17 protein-coding genes are annotated in these 17,514 nt (G+C 67.6%); 15 read left to right on the top strand and 2 right to left on the bottom strand.

From position 1 onward, the window contains the following. Positions 1-109 precede the first annotated feature (109 nt). The 15 genes from hisD to CKJ84_RS03150 all read left to right on the top strand — a co-directional run bounded on the left by hisD (position 110) and on the right by CKJ84_RS03150 (position 14,887). A complete protein-coding gene (hisD, locus tag CKJ84_RS03215) occupies positions 110-1,423 on the top strand; it encodes a histidinol dehydrogenase (RefSeq protein ID WP_095545925.1) in 1,314 nt (437 codons plus the stop codon). Between the two features lie 2 nt (positions 1,424-1,425). Beyond that, the gene (locus CKJ84_RS03210; RefSeq protein ID WP_095545924.1) at positions 1,426-2,544 is read left to right on the top strand and encodes a histidinol-phosphate transaminase; all 1,119 of its coding nucleotides are present in this window, start codon (positions 1,426-1,428) and stop codon (positions 2,542-2,544) included. Further along, the gene (gene hisB, locus CKJ84_RS03205; protein ID WP_095545923.1) at positions 2,537-3,160 is read left to right on the top strand and encodes an imidazoleglycerol-phosphate dehydratase HisB; all 624 of its coding nucleotides are present in this window, start codon (positions 2,537-2,539) and stop codon (positions 3,158-3,160) included. The genes CKJ84_RS03210 and hisB overlap by 8 nt, the downstream gene beginning before the upstream one ends. Further along, complete coding sequence (locus CKJ84_RS12170) at positions 3,161-3,337, top strand: hypothetical protein (protein WP_158221631.1); 177 nt, start codon at positions 3,161-3,163, stop codon at positions 3,335-3,337. Positions 3,338-3,362: 25 nt separating this feature from the next. After that, a complete protein-coding gene (locus CKJ84_RS03200; RefSeq protein WP_233125465.1) occupies positions 3,363-4,640 on the top strand; it encodes an MFS transporter in 1,278 nt (425 codons plus the stop codon). 11 nt (positions 4,641-4,651) lie between these two features. After that, entirely contained in the window at positions 4,652-5,335 is a 684-nt protein-coding gene (gene hisH, locus CKJ84_RS03195; RefSeq protein ID WP_095277558.1) for an imidazole glycerol phosphate synthase subunit HisH, read from the top strand. Between the two features lie 29 nt (positions 5,336-5,364). Beyond that, positions 5,365-6,120: a bifunctional 1-(5-phosphoribosyl)-5-((5-phosphoribosylamino)methylideneamino)imidazole-4-carboxamide isomerase/phosphoribosylanthranilate isomerase PriA gene (priA, locus tag CKJ84_RS03190; protein ID WP_095545922.1), complete on the top strand. Its 756-nt coding sequence runs from the start codon at positions 5,365-5,367 to the stop codon at positions 6,118-6,120. A 30-nt stretch (positions 6,121-6,150) separates the two neighbouring features. Next, positions 6,151-6,984 carry an inositol monophosphatase gene (locus tag CKJ84_RS03185; RefSeq protein ID WP_369801150.1) on the top strand — a complete coding sequence of 278 codons (834 nt, stop codon included), beginning with the start codon at positions 6,151-6,153 and terminating at the stop codon, positions 6,982-6,984. 46 nt (positions 6,985-7,030) lie between these two features. After that, entirely contained in the window at positions 7,031-7,804 is a 774-nt protein-coding gene (hisF, locus tag CKJ84_RS03180) for an imidazole glycerol phosphate synthase subunit HisF (protein ID WP_095545921.1), read from the top strand. Next, positions 7,805-8,173: a phosphoribosyl-AMP cyclohydrolase gene (hisI, locus tag CKJ84_RS03175; RefSeq protein ID WP_095545920.1), complete on the top strand. Its 369-nt coding sequence runs from the start codon at positions 7,805-7,807 to the stop codon at positions 8,171-8,173. Between the two features lie 26 nt (positions 8,174-8,199). Beyond that, positions 8,200-8,931: a TIGR02234 family membrane protein gene (locus CKJ84_RS03170; RefSeq protein WP_095545919.1), complete on the top strand. Its 732-nt coding sequence runs from the start codon at positions 8,200-8,202 to the stop codon at positions 8,929-8,931. 73 nt (positions 8,932-9,004) lie between these two features. After that, complete coding sequence (locus CKJ84_RS03165; protein ID WP_095277546.1) at positions 9,005-9,841, top strand: indole-3-glycerol-phosphate synthase; 837 nt, start codon at positions 9,005-9,007, stop codon at positions 9,839-9,841. A gap of 59 nt (positions 9,842-9,900) precedes the next feature. Beyond that, positions 9,901-10,902 carry a prolipoprotein diacylglyceryl transferase gene (gene lgt, locus CKJ84_RS03160; RefSeq protein WP_095545918.1) on the top strand — a complete coding sequence of 334 codons (1,002 nt, stop codon included), beginning with the start codon at positions 9,901-9,903 and terminating at the stop codon, positions 10,900-10,902. A 52-nt stretch (positions 10,903-10,954) separates the two neighbouring features. Then, positions 10,955-12,379, top strand: a complete 1,425-nt coding sequence (gene pyk, locus CKJ84_RS03155; protein WP_095534968.1) for a pyruvate kinase — start codon at positions 10,955-10,957, stop codon at positions 12,377-12,379. Positions 12,380-12,484: 105 nt separating this feature from the next. Continuing rightward, positions 12,485-14,887, top strand: a complete 2,403-nt coding sequence (locus tag CKJ84_RS03150; protein ID WP_095545917.1) for an excinuclease ABC subunit UvrA — start codon at positions 12,485-12,487, stop codon at positions 14,885-14,887. On the opposite strand, the gene CKJ84_RS03145 is transcribed toward CKJ84_RS03150, so the two are convergent. Both CKJ84_RS03145 and pabB read right to left on the bottom strand, forming a co-directional pair. Then, positions 14,856-15,641, bottom strand: coding sequence for an aminotransferase class IV (locus CKJ84_RS03145; RefSeq protein ID WP_095545916.1), 786 nt, complete (start codon positions 15,639-15,641; stop codon positions 14,856-14,858). The two genes, CKJ84_RS03150 and CKJ84_RS03145, sit on opposite strands and share 32 nt — an antisense overlap. After that, positions 15,611-17,494, bottom strand: a complete 1,884-nt coding sequence (gene pabB, locus CKJ84_RS03140) for an aminodeoxychorismate synthase component I (RefSeq protein ID WP_095545915.1) — start codon at positions 17,492-17,494, stop codon at positions 15,611-15,613. Before pabB ends, CKJ84_RS03145 begins: the two co-directional genes overlap by 31 nt. Positions 17,495-17,514 lie beyond the last annotated feature (20 nt).

Genomic DNA, 17,514 nt, shown 5'->3' with positions numbered 1-17,514 from the left:
TTGCCGCGCGCAGCGGTCCCGGCCCCTACACTGGAAACGTCCTGGGGCGCAGCCACGCTAAGGCCGCGCCCCGTACCTCAAAGCAACGCGAGCGATGTTGGGAGTTTCCATGCTGCACGTCACCGACCTCCGGGACACCACGCCGACGACATCCGAGCTGCGTCGCGCCCTACCGCGCGGCGGGACGGATGTGAACGCGGTCCTGCCCACCGTGGCGCCGATGGTGGAGGCCGTGCGTACCGGCGGGGCTGCGAAAGCCCTGGAGTACGGCGAGCAGTTCGACCGGATCCGCCCCGCGTCGGTGCGCGTGCCCGCCGAGGTCATCGAGCGGGCCGTCGCCGACCTCGACCCCGCAGTGCGCGACGCGCTTGAGCTGGCCATCCAGCGCATCCGCCGCGTCCACGCGGAGCAGAAGCCAGCGGCGCACACGACGCGCCTGGCGGCGTCGGCGCACGTCACCGAAAAATTCGTTCCCATCAACCGCGTGGGCCTCTACGTCCCCGGGGGCAAGGCGGTCTACCCGTCGAGCGTGCTCATGAACGTCATTCCGGCGCAGGAAGCGGGTGCCACCTCCATGGTGGTGTGCACACCACCCCAGGAGGAGTTCGGCGGCTGGCCGCACCCGACCACGCTCGCCGCCTGCTCCGTGCTCGGCATCACCGAGGTCTGGGCGGTCGGTGGCGCACAGGCCGTGGCGCTCATGGCGTACGGCGACGACGCAGCCGAGCTCGAGCCGGTGGACATGGTCACCGGGCCCGGCAACATCTTCGTCGCTGCTGCCAAACGCCTGGTCAACGGCGTGGTCGGCATCGACGCGGAGGCGGGCCCCAGCGAGATCGCGGTGATCGCGGACGAGCACGCCAACGCCGAGTACGTCGCGCTGGACCTCATTTCCCAGGCGGAGCACGACGAGCAGGCGGCCAGTGTCCTCATCACTGACTCGGAAGCGTTCGCGCGCCGCGTCGACGAGCTGGTGGAGCAGCACTCCACGTCCACGCTCAACGCGGAGCGTGCCCGCAGCGCGCTGGGCGGGGCGCAGTCCGGCATCGTGCTGGTGGGCGACCTGGACGCCGCGGTCGCCGTGGCCGACGCCTACGCCCCGGAGCACCTCGAGGTCCACACCGCCAACGCCCGGGAACTCGCGGAGCGCGTGACCAACGCCGGCGCGATTTTCGTCGGCCCGTACTCGCCGGTGCCGCTTGGCGACTACGCTGCCGGATCCAACCACGTCCTGCCCACGTCCGGCACCGCGCGCTTCTCCGCAGGCCTGTCCACCCACACTTTTCTCAAGCCGGTCAACCTCATCGAGTACGACCAGGCCGCGCTGGCGGAGATCGGCCAGGCGATCATCACCCTGGCTGCCGAGGAGCACCTGCCCGCCCACGGCGAGTCCATCCGCGCTCGACTCGAAGGAGGCCGCTAACCATGCAGTTTCAAGACGGCACACTCGCCGCGTCCACCGAGCTCGCCGGACTGCCGCTGCGGGAGGAACTGCGCGGCAAGTCCGCGTACGGCGCGCCGCAGCTCAAGGTCCCGGTCGCGCTGAATACCAATGAGAACCCGTACCCGCCATCGCAGGAGCTTATCGACGCCCTTATGCAGGAAGTTGCCGCCGTCGCCGGCAACCTCAACCGCTACCCGGACCGCGACGCGCTCGCGCTTCGCGACGACCTCGCCGCCTACATCAGCGGACAGACCGGCGTCCGCGTCACCCGCGACAACGTCTGGGCGGCCAACGGCTCGAACGAAATCCTCCAGCAGCTGCTGCAGGCCTTCGCCGGCCCCGGCCGCAGCGCGATGGGGTTTATCCCCAGCTACTCCATGCACCCGATTCTGTCTGCGGGCACGCAAACGGAGTTCATCGCGGTCCCGCGCGGTGAGGACTTCCGGATTGATCTTGAGGCGGCGCTGGTGGGCGTCGATAAGCATGCGCCCGACGTCATCTTTATCACCACGCCGAACAACCCGACTGGCGACGTAACGACCCTGGACGACATCGAGCGGCTCATCCAGGCCGCGCCGGGCATCGTGATCGTGGACGAGGCGTACGCCGAGTTCTCGCCGAGCGCTTCGGCGGTGACGCTGCTGGAGCGGTACCCGGAGAAGCTCGTGGTGTCGCGGACCATGTCCAAGGCCTTCGATTTTGCGGGCGGGCGGCTCGGCTACTTCGTTGCGGCGCCGGCGTTTATCCAGGCAGTGATGCTCGTGCGGCTGCCGTACCACCTCTCGGTGCTTGCGCAGGCAGCCGCGCGCGTGGCGCTTCGGTTCGCGGGGCAGACCCTGGAAACCGTGGAGAAGCTCGCGCAGGAGCGCGACCGAGTCCAGGCGGCGCTGGAGGAGATGGGCTACGATGTCGTGCCGAGCGAGTCGAACTTCGTCTTCTTCGGGCCGTTTGCCAACGCGCCCGCCGCGTGGCAGGAGTTCCTCGATCGCGGCGTGCTGATTCGCGACGTCGGGGTGGCCGGCCACCTCCGCGCGACCATCGGCCTACCGCACGAAAACGACGCATTTCTCACCGCAGCGAAGGAGGTTTCCCATGGCTGAGTCTCCGGCGCCAGCCGCGCAGCGCATCGGCACCGCGACCCGCACGACCAGCGAGTCCGACATTACGGTGCAGATCAACCTTGACGGCACGGGCCAGGTCGAGGTTGACACCGGCCTGCCGTTTTTTGACCACATGCTCACCGCGTTTGGCACCCACGGTGCGTTCGACCTCTCCGTGCGTGCCCAGGGCGATACGCACATCGACGCCCACCACACCGTCGAGGACACCGCCATCACGCTGGGCTGGGCGCTTATCGACGCCATCGGTGACAAGCGCGGCATCCGCCGGTTCGGATCGATGCTGCTGCCCATGGACGAGACCCTGGTGGAAGGCGTCGTCGACTTTTCCGGGCGGCCCTACTTTGTCATGCACGGCGAGCCCGAGCACATGGACTGGCAGGTCATCGGCGGGCACTACGCCACCGTGATCAACCGCCACTTCTTCGAGACGCTGGCGTACAACGCGCGCCTCACGCTCCACCTCAACGTGCGCTACGGGCGCGACCCGCACCACATCACGGAGGCGGAGTACAAGGCGGTGGCCCGCAGCCTGCGCCAGGCGGTGGAACGCGACCCCCGTATCTCGGGGGTACCGTCGACGAAGGGGGCGCTGTAGGTGTTTAACGTCGCTGCCGGAATGTGGGTTGTCGTCCTTTTCCTGCTTGCCGGGCTGCTCGCCGGGGGAGTGTGGTCGGCGTATCAACACGGCTCAAAGGCCGTCACAATTGTATTAGCTCTACTCGCTGCGCTGGCATTCGTGTTCGCGCTATTCAACATGGCAAAGGTGGTGTGAGGTGTCCTTCTTTTCCCGTCGTCCTGTGACTACGGAAGAGATCAATTCCCTAACAAGCGTGTGGCAGGCACGCGGTCTCAAAGCGGTCTTCGTAGCCATGGCGTGCGCGTTCGGCGCGTGGGCCCTGCTCCTGCCCGTCGTTCCCACTGCCGTCCTTGACGCTGGCGGGGGCGAGACACTCGCCGGCACCACGACCGGTGTGTTCATGCTCTTTACCGTCACCACACAGGTATTTACTCCGCGGCTGCTACGAAAGTTTGGCTACACCACTGTGATGTCGGTTTCCGCGTTCCTCCTGGGCTTCCCCGCGGTGGGGTACCTCCTCGGGATGGGGGCGCCCGAGGTGCTCACCATTTCCGCGATCCGCGGCGTGGGATTCGGTGCGCTGACGGTGGCGGAGGCGGCGATCGTCGCGGAGCTGGTACCCATCAGCCTGCTGGGCCGCGCGACCGGCGTGGTGGGCATCATGATTGGCCTGGCACAGATGATCGCGCTGCCCACTGGCATGGCCCTGGTCCAGCGCATCGGGTACGACGCTGTCTACCTGATCGCGGGCGGCGTCGGCTTGCTCGCGCTCGTGGCCTGCCAAGGCATCCCGCCCATCCCGCCGCCGGAGAAGGAAACGTCGGAGACGGACCACATTTACGTGCCGATCTGGCGGTTGGTGCTCGTCCCTGCGCTCGCGCTCATGTTCGTCACCACCGCATACGGTGCGATTACGAACTTCCTGCCGGCGTCGATGCGCGAGCTCGACCCCGTCGCCGGCGCAACCCTGGGCGGGCTCATGCTCGGGTTCATGAACTTCGCCTCCATGCTCTCGCGCTACTACGCGGGCCGCGTCATGGACCGCGTGGGCTATCCGGGTACCGTGATGATTCGTTTCCAGATCACCGCCGCCCTCGGCGTCCTCCTCATCGCCGCGATCCTGGTGTTCCAGCTGTCCGTGTGGTGGATGGTGCTCGCGGCGCTGCTGTACGGACTCGGCTTCGGCGCCGTCCAGAACGAGGCGCTGACAATGATGTTCTACCGGCTGCCCCGGTCCAAGACCTCAGAAGCCGCGGCGATTTGGAACGTGGCCTACGACGGCGGCACCGGGCTCGGCTCAACCTTCTACGGCATGCTGCTGACCACGATGGCGTTTTCGCCCATGTTCGGTATTTCCGCGGCGGTCATCATGATCGGCCTGGTGGTGACGTTGCTGGACCGCCAGCTGGGCCGCCACCGCGTGGTTGAGGTGAACAACCTCGCCGCCCGGCTCCAATCGGTGCAGGCACCGCGACGCTACCGACGCCGCGACCGGTAAGATGAGCCACCATGAACTCCACCCCTGAGCGCCCGGACCACGCGACAACGCCGCGCAGTGCCCCCAGCGTCGCCCTGCTTGACTACGGGGCGGGCAACATCCGCTCCGCGCAGCGCGCCCTCGAGCACGTCGGCGCGCAGGTGACCGTCACACAAGACCCGCACGTGGCGGTGGAGGCTGACGGCCTGCTCGTTCCTGGGGTGGGCGCGTTCGACGCGTGCATGCGCGGCATCAACCGGGTCAACGGCGGCCGCGTCATTGGCCAGCGCCTCGCGGGTTCGCGCCCGGTGTTGGGGATCTGCGTCGGCCTGCAGGTGCTGTTTGACCGTGGCGTGGAGCACGGCGTGGACACCAAGGGCCTCGGCGAGTGGCCCGGGGTGGTGGAGAAGCTCGAGGCGCCGGTGCTGCCGCACATGGGCTGGAACACCGTCGACATCGCGGACAACAGCGAGATGTTCGCCGGCCTGGACCCGCAGACGCGCTTTTACTTCGTACACTCCTACGGGGTGCGCGACTTCGCGCTGTCCGCCGACGACTACATCGCGTACCCCAAGGTCAGCTGGGCAACGCACGGCGACTGCCGGTTCGTGGCTGCGGTGGAGAACGGCCCGCTGTGGGCCACGCAGTTCCACCCGGAGAAGTCCGGAGACGCGGGCCTGGCGCTGCTGGAGAACTGGGTGAACACGCTGCGCTAAACGCGTGGCGGCGCTGCTACCATGTGTGCATGGATTTCACACTGCTGCCCGCCGTAGACGTTGTTGATGGCCAGGCCGTCCGCCTCGAGCAGGGCGAGGCCGGGACGGAGAAGAGCTACGGCGACCCGTTGGAGGCTGCCCTTCGCTGGCAGGAGCAGGGGGCGCAGTGGCTCCACTTCGTTGACCTGGACGCCGCTTTTGGGCGGGGGTCGAATCACGAGATGATGGCGGACATCGTCGGCAAGCTTGATGTGCAGGTGGAGCTGACCGGGGGGATTCGGGACGACGCTTCGCTTGAGCGCGCCCTGGCCACCGGTGCGCGTCGCGTGAACATCGGTACCGCAGCGCTGGAGAACCCGCAGTGGGCGGCCGATGTCATCGCGCGTTTTGGTGACAAGATCGCGGTGGATCTGGCGGTGCGCGAGGAAGCCGGCGAGTGGCGCACGAAGGGCAACGGCTGGACCTCGGACGGGGGCGATCTCTGGGAGGTCCTGGAGTACTTCGATGCGGCGGGGTGCGCGCGCGTTGTGCTTACCGACGTCAGCAAGGACGGCACCCTGACCGGTCCGAACATCGAACTGCTGCGGGAGGTCTCGGCGGCGAGCGACGCTGCGGTGACCGCCTCCGGTGGTATCGCCACACTCGACCACGTGCGGGAGCTGGCCAGCTACGCGGAGGAAGGCATCGACTCGGCCATCATTGGCAAGGCGCTCTACGAGCGGAAGTTCACGCTGACCGAAGCGCTCGACGCGGTGGCACACGCCACGCCCGCGGCCCAGGACTAATTGCGAGACGAAGGAGAAGGGGCACCGCACGTGAGCGAGTTGCACCAGCCCGATTCCAACACCGATGCGGCGGGGACAGGCGTCGACCTTCCCGGGTGCATGGACGCCGCGCGCGACGTGGTAGCACAAGCTCGCGAGCTCTTCACCGCGCACCTCGGGGCGGCGCCGGCGTTGGATAAGGGGAAGGGGGACTTCGCCACCGAAGCGGACCTGGCCATCGAGGCGCTCCTGCGGCGCCGCCTCGAGTCAGAAACCGGCGTGCCCGTCTTTGGGGAGGAGCAGGGCGGGGAGCTCAACGAGCACGCGTGCTGGGTCGTGGACCCCATCGACGGCACGTCGAACTACTCGACCGGCAACCCCAACTGCGCGATTCTGGTCTCGCTGGTGGTGCGCGGCGAGCCGGTCCTCGCGCTGACGGACATCCCGCTGATGGACATGCAGCTGAGCGCCGTCGCGGGCGGCCCGGTCATGCTCAACGGGGATGCGTTGCCACCGGTGAACAGCCGGACGGCGTCCGCGTGGCAGGTTGGCGTGGGCTCCGTCGGCTCGGACGACCGGCAGCGGTTCCCTGCCCGGATGCGCCTGGGACTTGTCGGGGCGCTCGCGGAGACGGAGCTGCGCCCCCGCATTTCCGGCTCCGTGGGGGTGGACCTGGCGTTCGTGGCGCAGGGCATCTACCAGGCGGCCGTGAGCTTCTCGCCGCACATCTGGGACAACGCGGCGGGCGTGTGCCTAGCGCGCTGCGCCGGCGCGCGCGTGACCGACGCCGTGGGCAAGCCCTGGCACATGCGTTCCGTCGGCGCCCTGCTCGGCACCCCAGAGGCGCACGCTCGGACCCTGAGTACGATGAAGTCCGTTGTGTAGATAGCCCTGTAGCCCTGTAGCCCTGCCCGAAAGGACGTGCCCGCTCATGCCCGTTGCAATTCGTGTGATCCCGTGCCTCGACGTGGACGAGGGCCGGGTGGTCAAGGGGGTTAACTTTGCCAACCTCCGCGACGCCGGCGATCCGGTCGAACTGGCCAAGAAGTACGGGGAGGCAGGCGCCGACGAGCTGACGTTCCTCGACGTCTCCGCGTCGAAGGAGGGCCGCGGCACCATGTTGGATGTCGTGCGCCGCACCGCGGAGCAGGTGTTCATTCCCCTCACCGTCGGCGGGGGAGTGCGCTCTGCTGACGACGTGCGCGAGCTCCTCCGCGCGGGAGCGGACAAGGTGAGCGTGAATACCGCAGCCATCGCGAACCCGTCGCTGCTGCGTGAACTCAGCGAGGAGTTCGGCGCCCAGTGCATCGTGCTGTCCGTCGATGCGCGGCGCGTCCCCGAAGGCGGCGCGGAACAGCCGTCCGGGTTCGAGGTCACCACCCACGGCGGCACGCGCTCAGCAGGTATCGACGCCGTGGAGTGGGCCCGCACCGGCCAGGACCTGGGCGTGGGTGAAATCCTCTTGAACTCCATGGACGGTGACGGCACGAAGGAGGGGTTCGACCTGGACCTGCTGCGCGCGGTGCGAGAGTCCGTGACGATCCCGGTGATCGCCTCCGGCGGCGCCGGTAAAGCGGAGCACTTCCCGCCCGTGGTCGATGCAGGTGGCGACGCGGTGCTTGCCGCATCGATCTTCCACTTTGGCGAGGTCTCCATCGCCGCGGTGAAGGACGCGCTGCGGGATGCCGGCAAGGAGGTCCGGTAAGTGGACACCCAGCACAGCGATAATCCTGCCGAGTATGCGCTCGACCCGGAGATTGCGCAGCGCTTGAAGCGCAACGATGCGGGGCTCGTTCCGGCAGTGGTGCAGGCGGCGGACACCCGCGAGGTGCTTATGATGGCGTGGATGGATGACCACGCGCTGGCCTACACGCTGGCCACGCGGCGCGGGACCTACTATTCGCGCTCCCGCCAAGACTACTGGATTAAGGGACTGACCAGCGGGAACGTGCAGCGTGTGACGGAGGTGCGTCTGGACTGCGACGGCGATACCCTCCTTGTCACGGTGGAACAGACCGGTGGGGCCTGCCACACGGGCGATCGCACTTGCTTTGACGCGGACCAGCTACTCTGACGCGCACGACTACTAAGGAGCACAACATGAGCCAACCGTCGAAGGGCTGGTCCCGCGCGGGCGCGATCGCGCTCGGCGTGGGCGGCGCTGCGCTGTGGGCCTTCGCACGCATGGAATGGATCCAGGTGGACTACCAGGACGACCTCTCCGGCGGAGGCAGCGTGGCCATCCGCGGGGCGGAGTGGTCCACGGAGACGACGGCGGTCGCGTTGCTGCTCATCGTCGGCATGATCGCAGGCGTTGCCCTGCGGCGCTGGGGTCGGCGCGCGGTGGGCATCGTTGGCGCGCTCGCGGGCGTCGGCGGCGCGATTTCGCCGGCGACGACGCTGCTCGGCACGATCGACCCCGAGCGGGTGCACACGCTGCTCAGCGTGGGGTCCGACACCGCGCAGACCGCGCAACAATCCCAGTCATCAGGAGCTGTGATTGCGGAATGGGCCGACATTACTGCCACGACGGTGGCACCGCTCGGGCCGATCGGTGCGCTGCTCGGTTGCCTCGTTGCGGTGGTCGGCGGCGTGCTGCTGGCGGCCAAGCCGGGACAGGACTCTGCGAAACTGAACAAGTACGAGCAGGAGACGGTGCGCCGCGAGAAGATCCATGAGGACCTCGAAGCACGTCCGGACTCGGGTCGCGTCCTGTGGGACGCGCTGGACGCAGACATCGATCCGACTGAGCAGTTGGGCCAGCCGGAGCGCCCGGAGCACCCGGAGCACCCGGCGCGCCCCGAGCACTCCGTGCGCCGACGGGACCAGTAACCAGGGGAGATTTCGTGCGCAGCGGCCAACCCGTCTATTCTATGGACAACAGTCAAGACTCCTGGAGGTAGTCATGTTGGCACCGCACACGGCTGACGCGCCCGACAAGGTCAACACCGTTGTCGCCAGCGTCCTGCGCGACGTTGCCAAGCGCGAATCTGTCGTTTCCTTCCAGGACATTAAGGCCCGCTCCCGCGCAATGGCGCCAACTCGGGACGCCAAAGCCGCGCTGCTGCGCCACGGGTGCGGGGTGGTTGCGGAGATTAAGCGCAACTCTCCGGTGTTCGGACCGACCGCCGCCACCTACCAGTCCATCGAGGAGGTGGCGCACGCCATCGAGCAGGGCGGGGCGCACCTCATCGCGTGCCAGACGGAGCGCCTGCGTTTCGACGGTTCCCTGGCGGACATGGCGGCCGCCAGGGAAGCGGTGGAGCTGCCCATGGTGTGCAGGGACGTGATCGTTGACCCCTACCAGATCCACGAGGCGCGCTGCTACGGCGCGGACGTGCTTCCCCTCCAGGTGGAGATCCTGGAGCAGGCGAGGCTCGCCGCGCTGCTGGATCGCGCGGAGTCGCTCGGCATGGTGGTCATGGCGGAGGTGCGCACCCCAGAGGAAGCGGACCGCGCGCTTCAGGCCGGGGCGAGCGTCATCGCGGTGAACTCGTGGTCGTTTGAGACCAACTCGCTCAACCGCGACGCGTTTGCGGAAATCGCGCCGGGTCTGCCCAGCGAGGTGATCAAGATCAGCCTCGGCGGCGTCGCGACCGCGAAGGACTTGATGGCGGCTGCCGCGTGCGGGGCGGACGCGGTGCTGGCCGCCGAGGCGATCATGAACGGGGGAGACATCTTGGCGGCAACCAGGAAGCTTGCGGCAGCTGGGCAGCACCCGGCCTGCCCGTCGCGGAGGTAGCGTCGATAAGCACGAGGCCCTGTTCGAGATTCGGGGCACGCTCAGGCACACTATGTGTCGTGGAAACCTTTTACTTGGCAAATATTCCGTCGCCGCCGCAAGGCGTGTGGCACCTCGGGCCGGTGCCGATCCGCGCCTACGCCCTGTGCATCATCACCGGCATCCTCGCGGCAATGTGGCTCGGCGTGCGGCGCTACAAGGCGCGCGGCGGCGACCCGGACGTGGTGTGGGACGCGGCCATCGTGGCGATCCCGGCGGGTATCGTCGGCGGCCGTCTCTACCACGTCATTACGGACCATGAGAAATACTTCGGCCCCGGCAAGGACCCTCTGCAGGCGCTCAACATTACCGCCGGTGGCCTGGGTATTTGGGGCGCGGTCGCGCTCGGCACGCTCGCGGTGTGGGCCCTCATGCGATACCGCAAGGTGCCGTTTGCGCCGCTTGCCGACGCCCTCGCGCCCGGTGTTGTGCTCGCACAGGGCATCGGACGACTGGGGAACTGGTTCAACCAGGAGCTCTACGGCGCGGAAACGGATGTGCCGTGGGCGCTGGACATCTACTACCGGGTCGACGAGTCCGGGAAGTTCGCGCCACTGACCGGGCATTCGACCGGCGAGGTCTTGACCAGTGTGCACCCGACGTTCCTCTACGAGCTGGTCTGGAACCTGCTCGTCTGCGCGCTGCTGCTGTGGGCGGACCGCCGGTTCCGCCTCGGGCACGGCCGCGTGTTCTGGCTCTACGTGGCGGGGTACACGTTCGGTCGCTTCTTTGTAGAGCTCATGCGAAGCGACGAGGCGACCATGATTTTCGGGCAGAGAGTCAACACCTGGGTTTCTGCAATTGTGTTTTTGATCGCGGTTATCCTGTTCCTACGCTTGCCCAAGGGGCGTGAAACCGCAGCTCAGGTGCGGTCGCTCGGGGGGTCTGGCCCGGTCGGTGGGGAACCGCAGGAAGATTTGGCGGAATGTCCGATTGTGTCCGAACGGTCATCGGAAGGCGAAAAGGAGTACCGTTGGAAACCGGAAGCAGGGCCCGGCAATCGCCCCGGTCATGAAGGCTGAGGCGGGGTCGTCGCCCTGAAGAGTTCGTCAACATCCAGATAGGTTGGAGATCGTGGATAGAAGAACAAAGATCGTTTGTACGCTGGGTCCGGCTGTGGCTTCCAAGGAGGGCATCCTCGGGCTGGTCAAGGACGGCATGGACGTCGCCCGCCTGAATTTCTCGCACGGTGATTACCCTGATCACCAGAAGAACTACGACTGGGTCCGCGAGGCGACCGACGAGACCGGTCACGCCGTCGGCATCCTGGCCGACCTGCAGGGCCCGAAGATCCGCCTGGGCCGCTTCAAGGACGAAAAGACCTACTGGGAGACCGGCGAGACCGTCCGCATCACGATCGATGATGTGCAGGGTACGCACGACCGCGTCTCTACCACCTACAAGGGCCTGGCCAACGACGCGCAGCCGGGCGACCGCCTGCTTGTGGACGACGGCAAGGTCGGCCTGGTGTGCGTCGAGGTCGACGGCAACGACGTCGTGTGCCGCGTGACAGAGGGTGGCCCGGTGTCCAACAACAAGGGTGTGTCGCTGCCCGGTATGAACATCTCCGTGCCGGCCCTGAGCGAGAAGGACAAGGCCGACCTGCGCTTCGCCCTGAACATGGGCGTGGACATGATCGCCCTGTCCTTCGTTCGCTCCCCGGCGGACGTCGACCTGGTCCACGAGATCATGGACGAGGTCGGCCGCCGCGTCCCGGTGATTGCAAAGCTGGAGAAGCCGGAAGCGGTTGACGCCATTGAGTCGATCATCCTCGCATTCGACGCCGTCATGGTTGCCCGTGGCGACCTCGGCGTGGAGATCCCGCTCGAGGAGGTCCCGGCCGTGCAGAAGCGCGTGGTCCAGATCGCCCGCGAGAACGCGAAGCCGGTCATCGTGGCAACCCAGATGCTGGACTCCATGATTGAGAACTCCCGCCCGACCCGTGCAGAGGCTTCCGACGTTGCAAACGCCGTGCTGGACGGCGCGGATGCGGTCATGCTCTCCGGCGAGACCTCCGTCGGCGTCGACCCACACAACGTGGTCCGCACCATGAGCCGCATCGTCCGCTCCGCAGAGGGCACCGGCGAGGTGCCGAAGCTCCAGCACGTCCCGCGCACCAAGCGCGGCGTGGTGGCGTACTCGGCCAAGGACATTGCTCAGAACCTGCACGCCCGCGCGATTGTCACCTTCACCACCTCCGGCGACACCGCCCGCCGCGTGGCCCGCCTGCGCCCGGACCTGCCCATTCTGGTGTTCACGCCGCACCCGCAGGTGCGCTCGCAGCTCGCCGTGTCCTGGGGCGCGGAGACCTTCCTCTGCCGCGACGTCCACTCCACGGACGAGATGATCGAGGTCGTCGACGAGATCCTGCTGGGCATGGACCGCTACGACGAAGGCGACACCATGGTGGTTGTCGCTGGTACCCCGCCGGGAATCTCCGGCAACACCAACACCATCCACGTCCACCAGCTGGGCGAGGATACCCGCAGCCCGCGCTAAGACTTCCGCGCGAACTGCTGCCGCATCGCCCCCGGCTGACGCACCTAAACGTGCGTTTAGCCGGGGGCGATGTCGCGTTTCCGGGGACGGACGTATGGTGGCAGCATGTCTAGTATCTCTGTCCGCGACGCCCACCTGCACAACCTCAACAATGTCGACGTCGACATGCCTCGGGGAAAGCTCGTGGCCGTCACGGGCGTGTCCGGGTCGGGCAAGTCCTCGCTCGCATTCGGCACCATCCACGGCGAGGGCCAGCGCCGCTACCTCGAGTCAGTCGCACCCTTCGCGCGCCGCCTCATCGGATCCGCCGTGGACCCCCAAGTGAGCCAGGTCGAGGGCCTGCCGCCCACCGTCGCACTGCAGCAGTCCACCACCTCCGGCGGCACGCGCTCGACCGTGGGCACGATCTCCGCGCTGTCCAACAGCATCCGCCTCCTGTACTCCCGCGCGGGCGACAACCCGCACGGCCTGTACTCCGACTCTTTCTCCCCGAATACGCCGGAAGGCATGTGCCCCACCTGTCACGGCACGGGCGTGGTCCACGAGCCGACGGAGGCAACGATGGTCCCAGACCCGTCGCTGTCCATTGAGGACGGCGCGATCAAGGCGTGGCCCGGCGCGTGGGCGGGCAAGAACTTCCACGACATCCTCCAGGCACTCGGTTACGACCTGGACTCACCGTGGGAGGACCTGCCACAGGAGGACCGCGAGTGGATCCTGTTTACGGACGAGCGCCCGGTGGTCACCGTCAAACCCCTGCGCGGCAAGGACCAGATCCAGCGCAACTACGAGGGCACCTGGCGCTCGGTGGCGAGCTACCTGCGCAAGACGCTCGCGGAGACGCAGTCCGACTCGCTGCGCAAGCGCACCCTGTCCTTCATGGAGTCGCGGACTTGCGAAACCTGCAACGGCCGCCGACTGAACCAGCGCGCCCTCGAGGTCACCTACGCAGGGTTGCCTATCGACGAGCTCGGCGCCCTCCCGCTCGACCGCGCCCACGAGCTGTTGGCGCAGCAGCACCCGGAGGACCCCAGCTCCGCAGAGGCGCTCCTGCTCAAGCAGATTCTGCCCTCGCTGACCTCCGCCCTGGAGCTCGGGCTGGGTCACCTCAGCTTGGACCGACCGGCGCAAACGCTTTCCGGCGGCGAGCTGCAGCGTATCCGCCTGGCGGCGCAACTGCGCTCCGGCCTGTTCGGCGTGGCGTACGTGCTCGACGAGCCGTCCGCCGGCCTCCACCCGGCCGAGCGGGGAGCGGTGCTGGACATCTGCCGTCGCTTCATCGACGCCGGCAACTCCGTCCTCCTGGTCGAGCACGACATGGACCTGGTCGCGCAGGCCGACTGGCTTGTAGACGTCGGCCCGCTCGCCGGCCAGCGCGGCGGCGACGTGGTCTACTCTGGCCCGGTTGCGGACTACGACGCTGACACCCCCACCGCGCGCGCCCTGCGCAATAGGACACTTGAGCTGAAGGTGGAGCCGACCGAGCCTGCCGGCGACCTCGTGCTCTCCGGTGTTCGCGCCCGCAGCATCGACGCGTTGGACTTCACCTTGCACCTTGGCCAGTTCACCGCGGTGGCTGGCGTCTCCGGATCCGGCAAATCCACGCTGATCAGCACCGTGCTCGCGGGGCTGCTGCGCCGCAACGCGACGATGGTGACCGACGAGGACAGCCCTGCCGAGGAGCGCGGGTGGTCCGTCGACAATGCGGAAGGCCTCGAGCGCGTGAGCCGCGTCGTGCAGATTACGCAGAAGCCGATCGGACGCACGCCGCGCTCCACGCTGGCCACCTACACCGGCCTCTTCGACAACGTGCGCAAGCTCTACGCCTCCACCGACGAGGCGAAGCACCGCAAGTGGACCGTCTCCCGCTTCTCCTACAACGTGAAGCAAGGCCAGTGCCCGACCTGCGGCGGCGCTGGCAAGATCGAGGTGGAGCTCGTGTTCTTGCCGGGTTCGTACACCACCTGCCCGGACTGCGGCGGTGCCCGCTACAACGACGAGACGCTCGAGGTCCAGTGGGAGGGCCGCACGATCGCAGAGGTGCTGGAGCTGACTGTCGACGACGCCGCCACGGTCTTCGCCGACGAGCCGAAGATCCTGCGCGCGGTGGAAACGCTCCAGGCCGTCGGCCTTGGATACTTGCGGCTGGGGCAGGGCGCGCCGGAGCTCTCCGGCGGCGAGGCCCAGCGCATTAAGCTCGCCACCGAGCTGCAGCGCTCCCGCATCTCGCGCCGCGGCCACACGGTTTACATCCTGGACGAGCCGACTACCGGCCTGCACCCGGCCGACATCGCACTGCTCAACGCGGAGCTGCACAAGCTGGTTGACGCCGGGCAGACCGTCGTGGTGGTCGAGCACGATCTGTCGATGATGGCCCAGGCGGACCGCATCGTGGAGATGGGGCCGGGCGCAGGTGCCGAGGGCGGCCAAATCGTCGCGGATGCAACGCCCGCTAAGCTCGCAGGCCTGGATACGCCTACCGGTGAAGCACTGCGGTCGCGGGCGTAAAGCCGGACCACCACCACTCCCGCCATTGCTCAGTCGCCGCGTGCGCGGGCGGGATGATCGTGCCCTGCGCTGTCCGGATCTCGCTCACCGGGCTAATCCCGTGGAGTGAATTGAGGTACCACAGCGGGCGGTCGCAGCACGACTCCACGGTGAGCGCCTCCCTCCGCACGGGAACGCCCAACCAGCGGGCGCGCTCCGTCACCTGCCGCAGCGTGATGCTGGGGAGGTAGACACCCTCTGGGGTGACAAGCGTTTCACCGTCCCACGCGACGAGTGCGCCGTTTGACGCTTCAACCATCGCGCCGGAGCTGTCGGTGATAGCGATGTCATCGGTTTGTGTATCCATGTACTCGCGCCGGTGCAAGCGAAGCGGGATGAAGTCGGGGCCCTTCACTAGCGGGTGCTTCCGCGGGTCCGGCGCGGCTGCGTAGGTGAGACTCGTGGTGTCGCGGGGCAGCGGCGCGAACCGGAGCTGCAAAATGAGTTCACCCTTGTACAAGGCGATGCGGGGGAACAGCTCGCCCTCGGAGGCCATGGCGACCATCTCCTCCACGAACCCTTCCGGGAGCGGTCCCGCGGTCTCCTCGAATCGGTCGAGGTGGAGGTCAAGGCGGTTCGTACGGCCACGAGAATGGCGCCACGAATCAGCGACGGTGTACCTGTCCACGTAGGAGCCGGGTTGCCAGCGGCGAGGGCGGAAACCGTCCTCCCAGACGTATTCCGTTAACGGGAACTCCGCGAACTTTTCGGACACTGCAACGCCTCCACTACTGCATCGGCCTTCAACTGCTTTTCATCCCACTCTGCCACGGGATCAGAATCCCAGACGATTGCCCCTCCGGCGCCCACAGTGAGCTGCTCGCCACGCTTGACCGCGGTGCGGATCACAATGTTCAGGTCCGCCGTCCCGTCGAACGCAAAGTACCCGATCGTGCCGGAATAGATGCCGCGCTCGCCGGCCTCCAGGCTGTCGATGATCTCTAGGGTGCGCTCCTTCGGCGCGCCCGTCATCGATCCCCCGGGGAACGTGGCCCGCAATAGCTCCGCCGCGGTGACGCCGGGGCGCAGCCGCCCCGTCACCGTAGAGACCAACTGGTGGACCGTCGCGTACGTCTCCACGGCCATCAGGCTGGGTACCTCGACCGACCCGGGCTCGCACACCCGGGACAGGTCGTTGCGCAGCAGGTCCACGATCATGAGGTTTTCCGCCCGCGTCTTCGCGTCCTGTCGCAGGAATGCCGGGTCTTCCTCGCGTGCGATCGTGCCCTTGATCGGCTTGGAGGACACGATGCCCCCGCGGACGCGGAGGAACCGCTCGGGAGAGGAACAGAGGATCTCCTCCGTGCCCGTGTCCAGGTACGCAGCGTACGGCGCGGGGTTGGCGCGGCGCAGCCGGCAGTACGCGTCGAGACCGCTCCCGGTGATTGTGGTTTCCCACGTGTCGGTGAGGCAGACCTCGTAAGAGTCGCCGCGTGCGAGCGCCTCCTTGATGTCCCCGATGCACCCGAGGTACGTGTCTTTGTCCATCCGCCACGCACCGGTCCCAAGATCGATTGGCCACGCCTCGTGCGGGCGCGGGGTAGCGGTCGCTTGGGCGGTGCGGACGGCGTGGATAAGCTGCTGCATCAAGCGTTCGGTCTCGGGTGTCTCGTGCTCGTCGACGAGCACGCAGCACTCCACCACGGCGCCGTCGTGGTGGTAGACCACAAACGCGTGCGGGCGCAGCCACCAGCCCGCGCCGGGTGTGCGCGCGTAGGCGCAGTAGCCCACGAGCCCGCCAGGGATGGGCCCGACTGCCCCGCGTTGCAGCTGGGCAGAAAGCTTATCGACGCTCCCCGCACCGTCAAACACCGCAGCGAGACTCCCGGCCGAAGTGCCCATGATGGTGGTGCCGTCGCCGGTAGCGGAGTCGAGCCAAAACGCCTCCGTCGCGGGCAGGGTGGAGCGCAGCGCGCGGAAGAGCGCCTCGGTGTCGAGCGCGCCCTCGAGCCGTGTGTGCGCTACGCGCCACGGACCGGGCAGGCCGAGGAAGTTACGCATGAGCGCCTCGCCGTGCTCGGTGAGGATCGACTCGGGGTGGAATTGCACACCCCAGTGATTCAGGCCCGCGACCTTGAGCGCTTGGACCGTGCCGTCCTCGGCGCGGGCGTGGACTTTCAAACGCGGGTTGCTGGCTGCGGGATCAACGACGCACAGCGAGTGGTAGCGCACCACGTGCATGCCCTGCGGGAGGCCCGCGAAGATGCCCTCGCCGGAATGGGTGAGGGTGGACAGCATGCCGTGCTGCGGTGCGGCGCGGTGGATCGGTGCACCGGCGAGGAGCCCGAGTCCCTGGTGTCCGAGGCACACCCCGAGCAGCGGAAGTTTGGCCTCCGCTGCGGCCTCGATGGCGCGCCGGGAGGCCCCGAAATCCTCGTCGCTCTCCGGGGTGCCGGGCCCGGGGGAGATGATGATATGGGAGAACTCCCCGGCGCGGATGCGCGCGGGGAGTTCCGGTGCCTCTGGGGCGTCGCAGCGGACCACCAGGGGTTCGCTGCCGGCCACCTTCGCCACGAGGTGGGCGAGGTTGTAGGTGTAGGAATCGCGGTTGTCCAGCAGCAAGATCATGGTGCGGATGATCTTACCGC

The sequence above is a fragment of the Corynebacterium sp. NML 120412 genome (assembly GCF_002285155.1).
Classification (GTDB): Bacteria; Actinomycetota; Actinomycetes; order Mycobacteriales; family Mycobacteriaceae; genus Corynebacterium; species Corynebacterium gottingense.
The sequence above is the reverse complement of the archived record's forward strand: the minus strand, read 5'-3'. Positions and strand labels throughout refer to the sequence as shown.

Excerpts from the sequence above, each read along its gene's own strand:
- hisD (WP_095545925.1), top strand. The coding sequence starts at position 110 with ATGCTGCACGTCACCGACCTCCGGGACACCACGCCGACGACATCCGAG.
- CKJ84_RS03210 (WP_095545924.1), top strand. The coding sequence starts at position 1,426 with ATGCAGTTTCAAGACGGCACACTCGCCGCGTCCACCGAGCTCGCCGGA.
- hisB (WP_095545923.1), top strand. The coding sequence starts at position 2,537 with ATGGCTGAGTCTCCGGCGCCAGCCGCGCAGCGCATCGGCACCGCGACC.
- hisH (WP_095277558.1), top strand. The coding sequence starts at position 4,652 with ATGAACTCCACCCCTGAGCGCCCGGACCACGCGACAACGCCGCGCAGT.
- priA (WP_095545922.1), top strand. The coding sequence starts at position 5,365 with ATGGATTTCACACTGCTGCCCGCCGTAGACGTTGTTGATGGCCAGGCC.
- hisF (WP_095545921.1), top strand. The coding sequence starts at position 7,031 with ATGCCCGTTGCAATTCGTGTGATCCCGTGCCTCGACGTGGACGAGGGC.
- CKJ84_RS03170 (WP_095545919.1), top strand. The coding sequence starts at position 8,200 with ATGAGCCAACCGTCGAAGGGCTGGTCCCGCGCGGGCGCGATCGCGCTC.
- CKJ84_RS03165 (WP_095277546.1), top strand. The coding sequence starts at position 9,005 with ATGTTGGCACCGCACACGGCTGACGCGCCCGACAAGGTCAACACCGTT.
- CKJ84_RS03150 (WP_095545917.1), top strand. The coding sequence starts at position 12,485 with ATGTCTAGTATCTCTGTCCGCGACGCCCACCTGCACAACCTCAACAAT.
- pabB (WP_095545915.1), bottom strand. The coding sequence starts at position 17,494 with ATGATCTTGCTGCTGGACAACCGCGATTCCTACACCTACAACCTCGCC.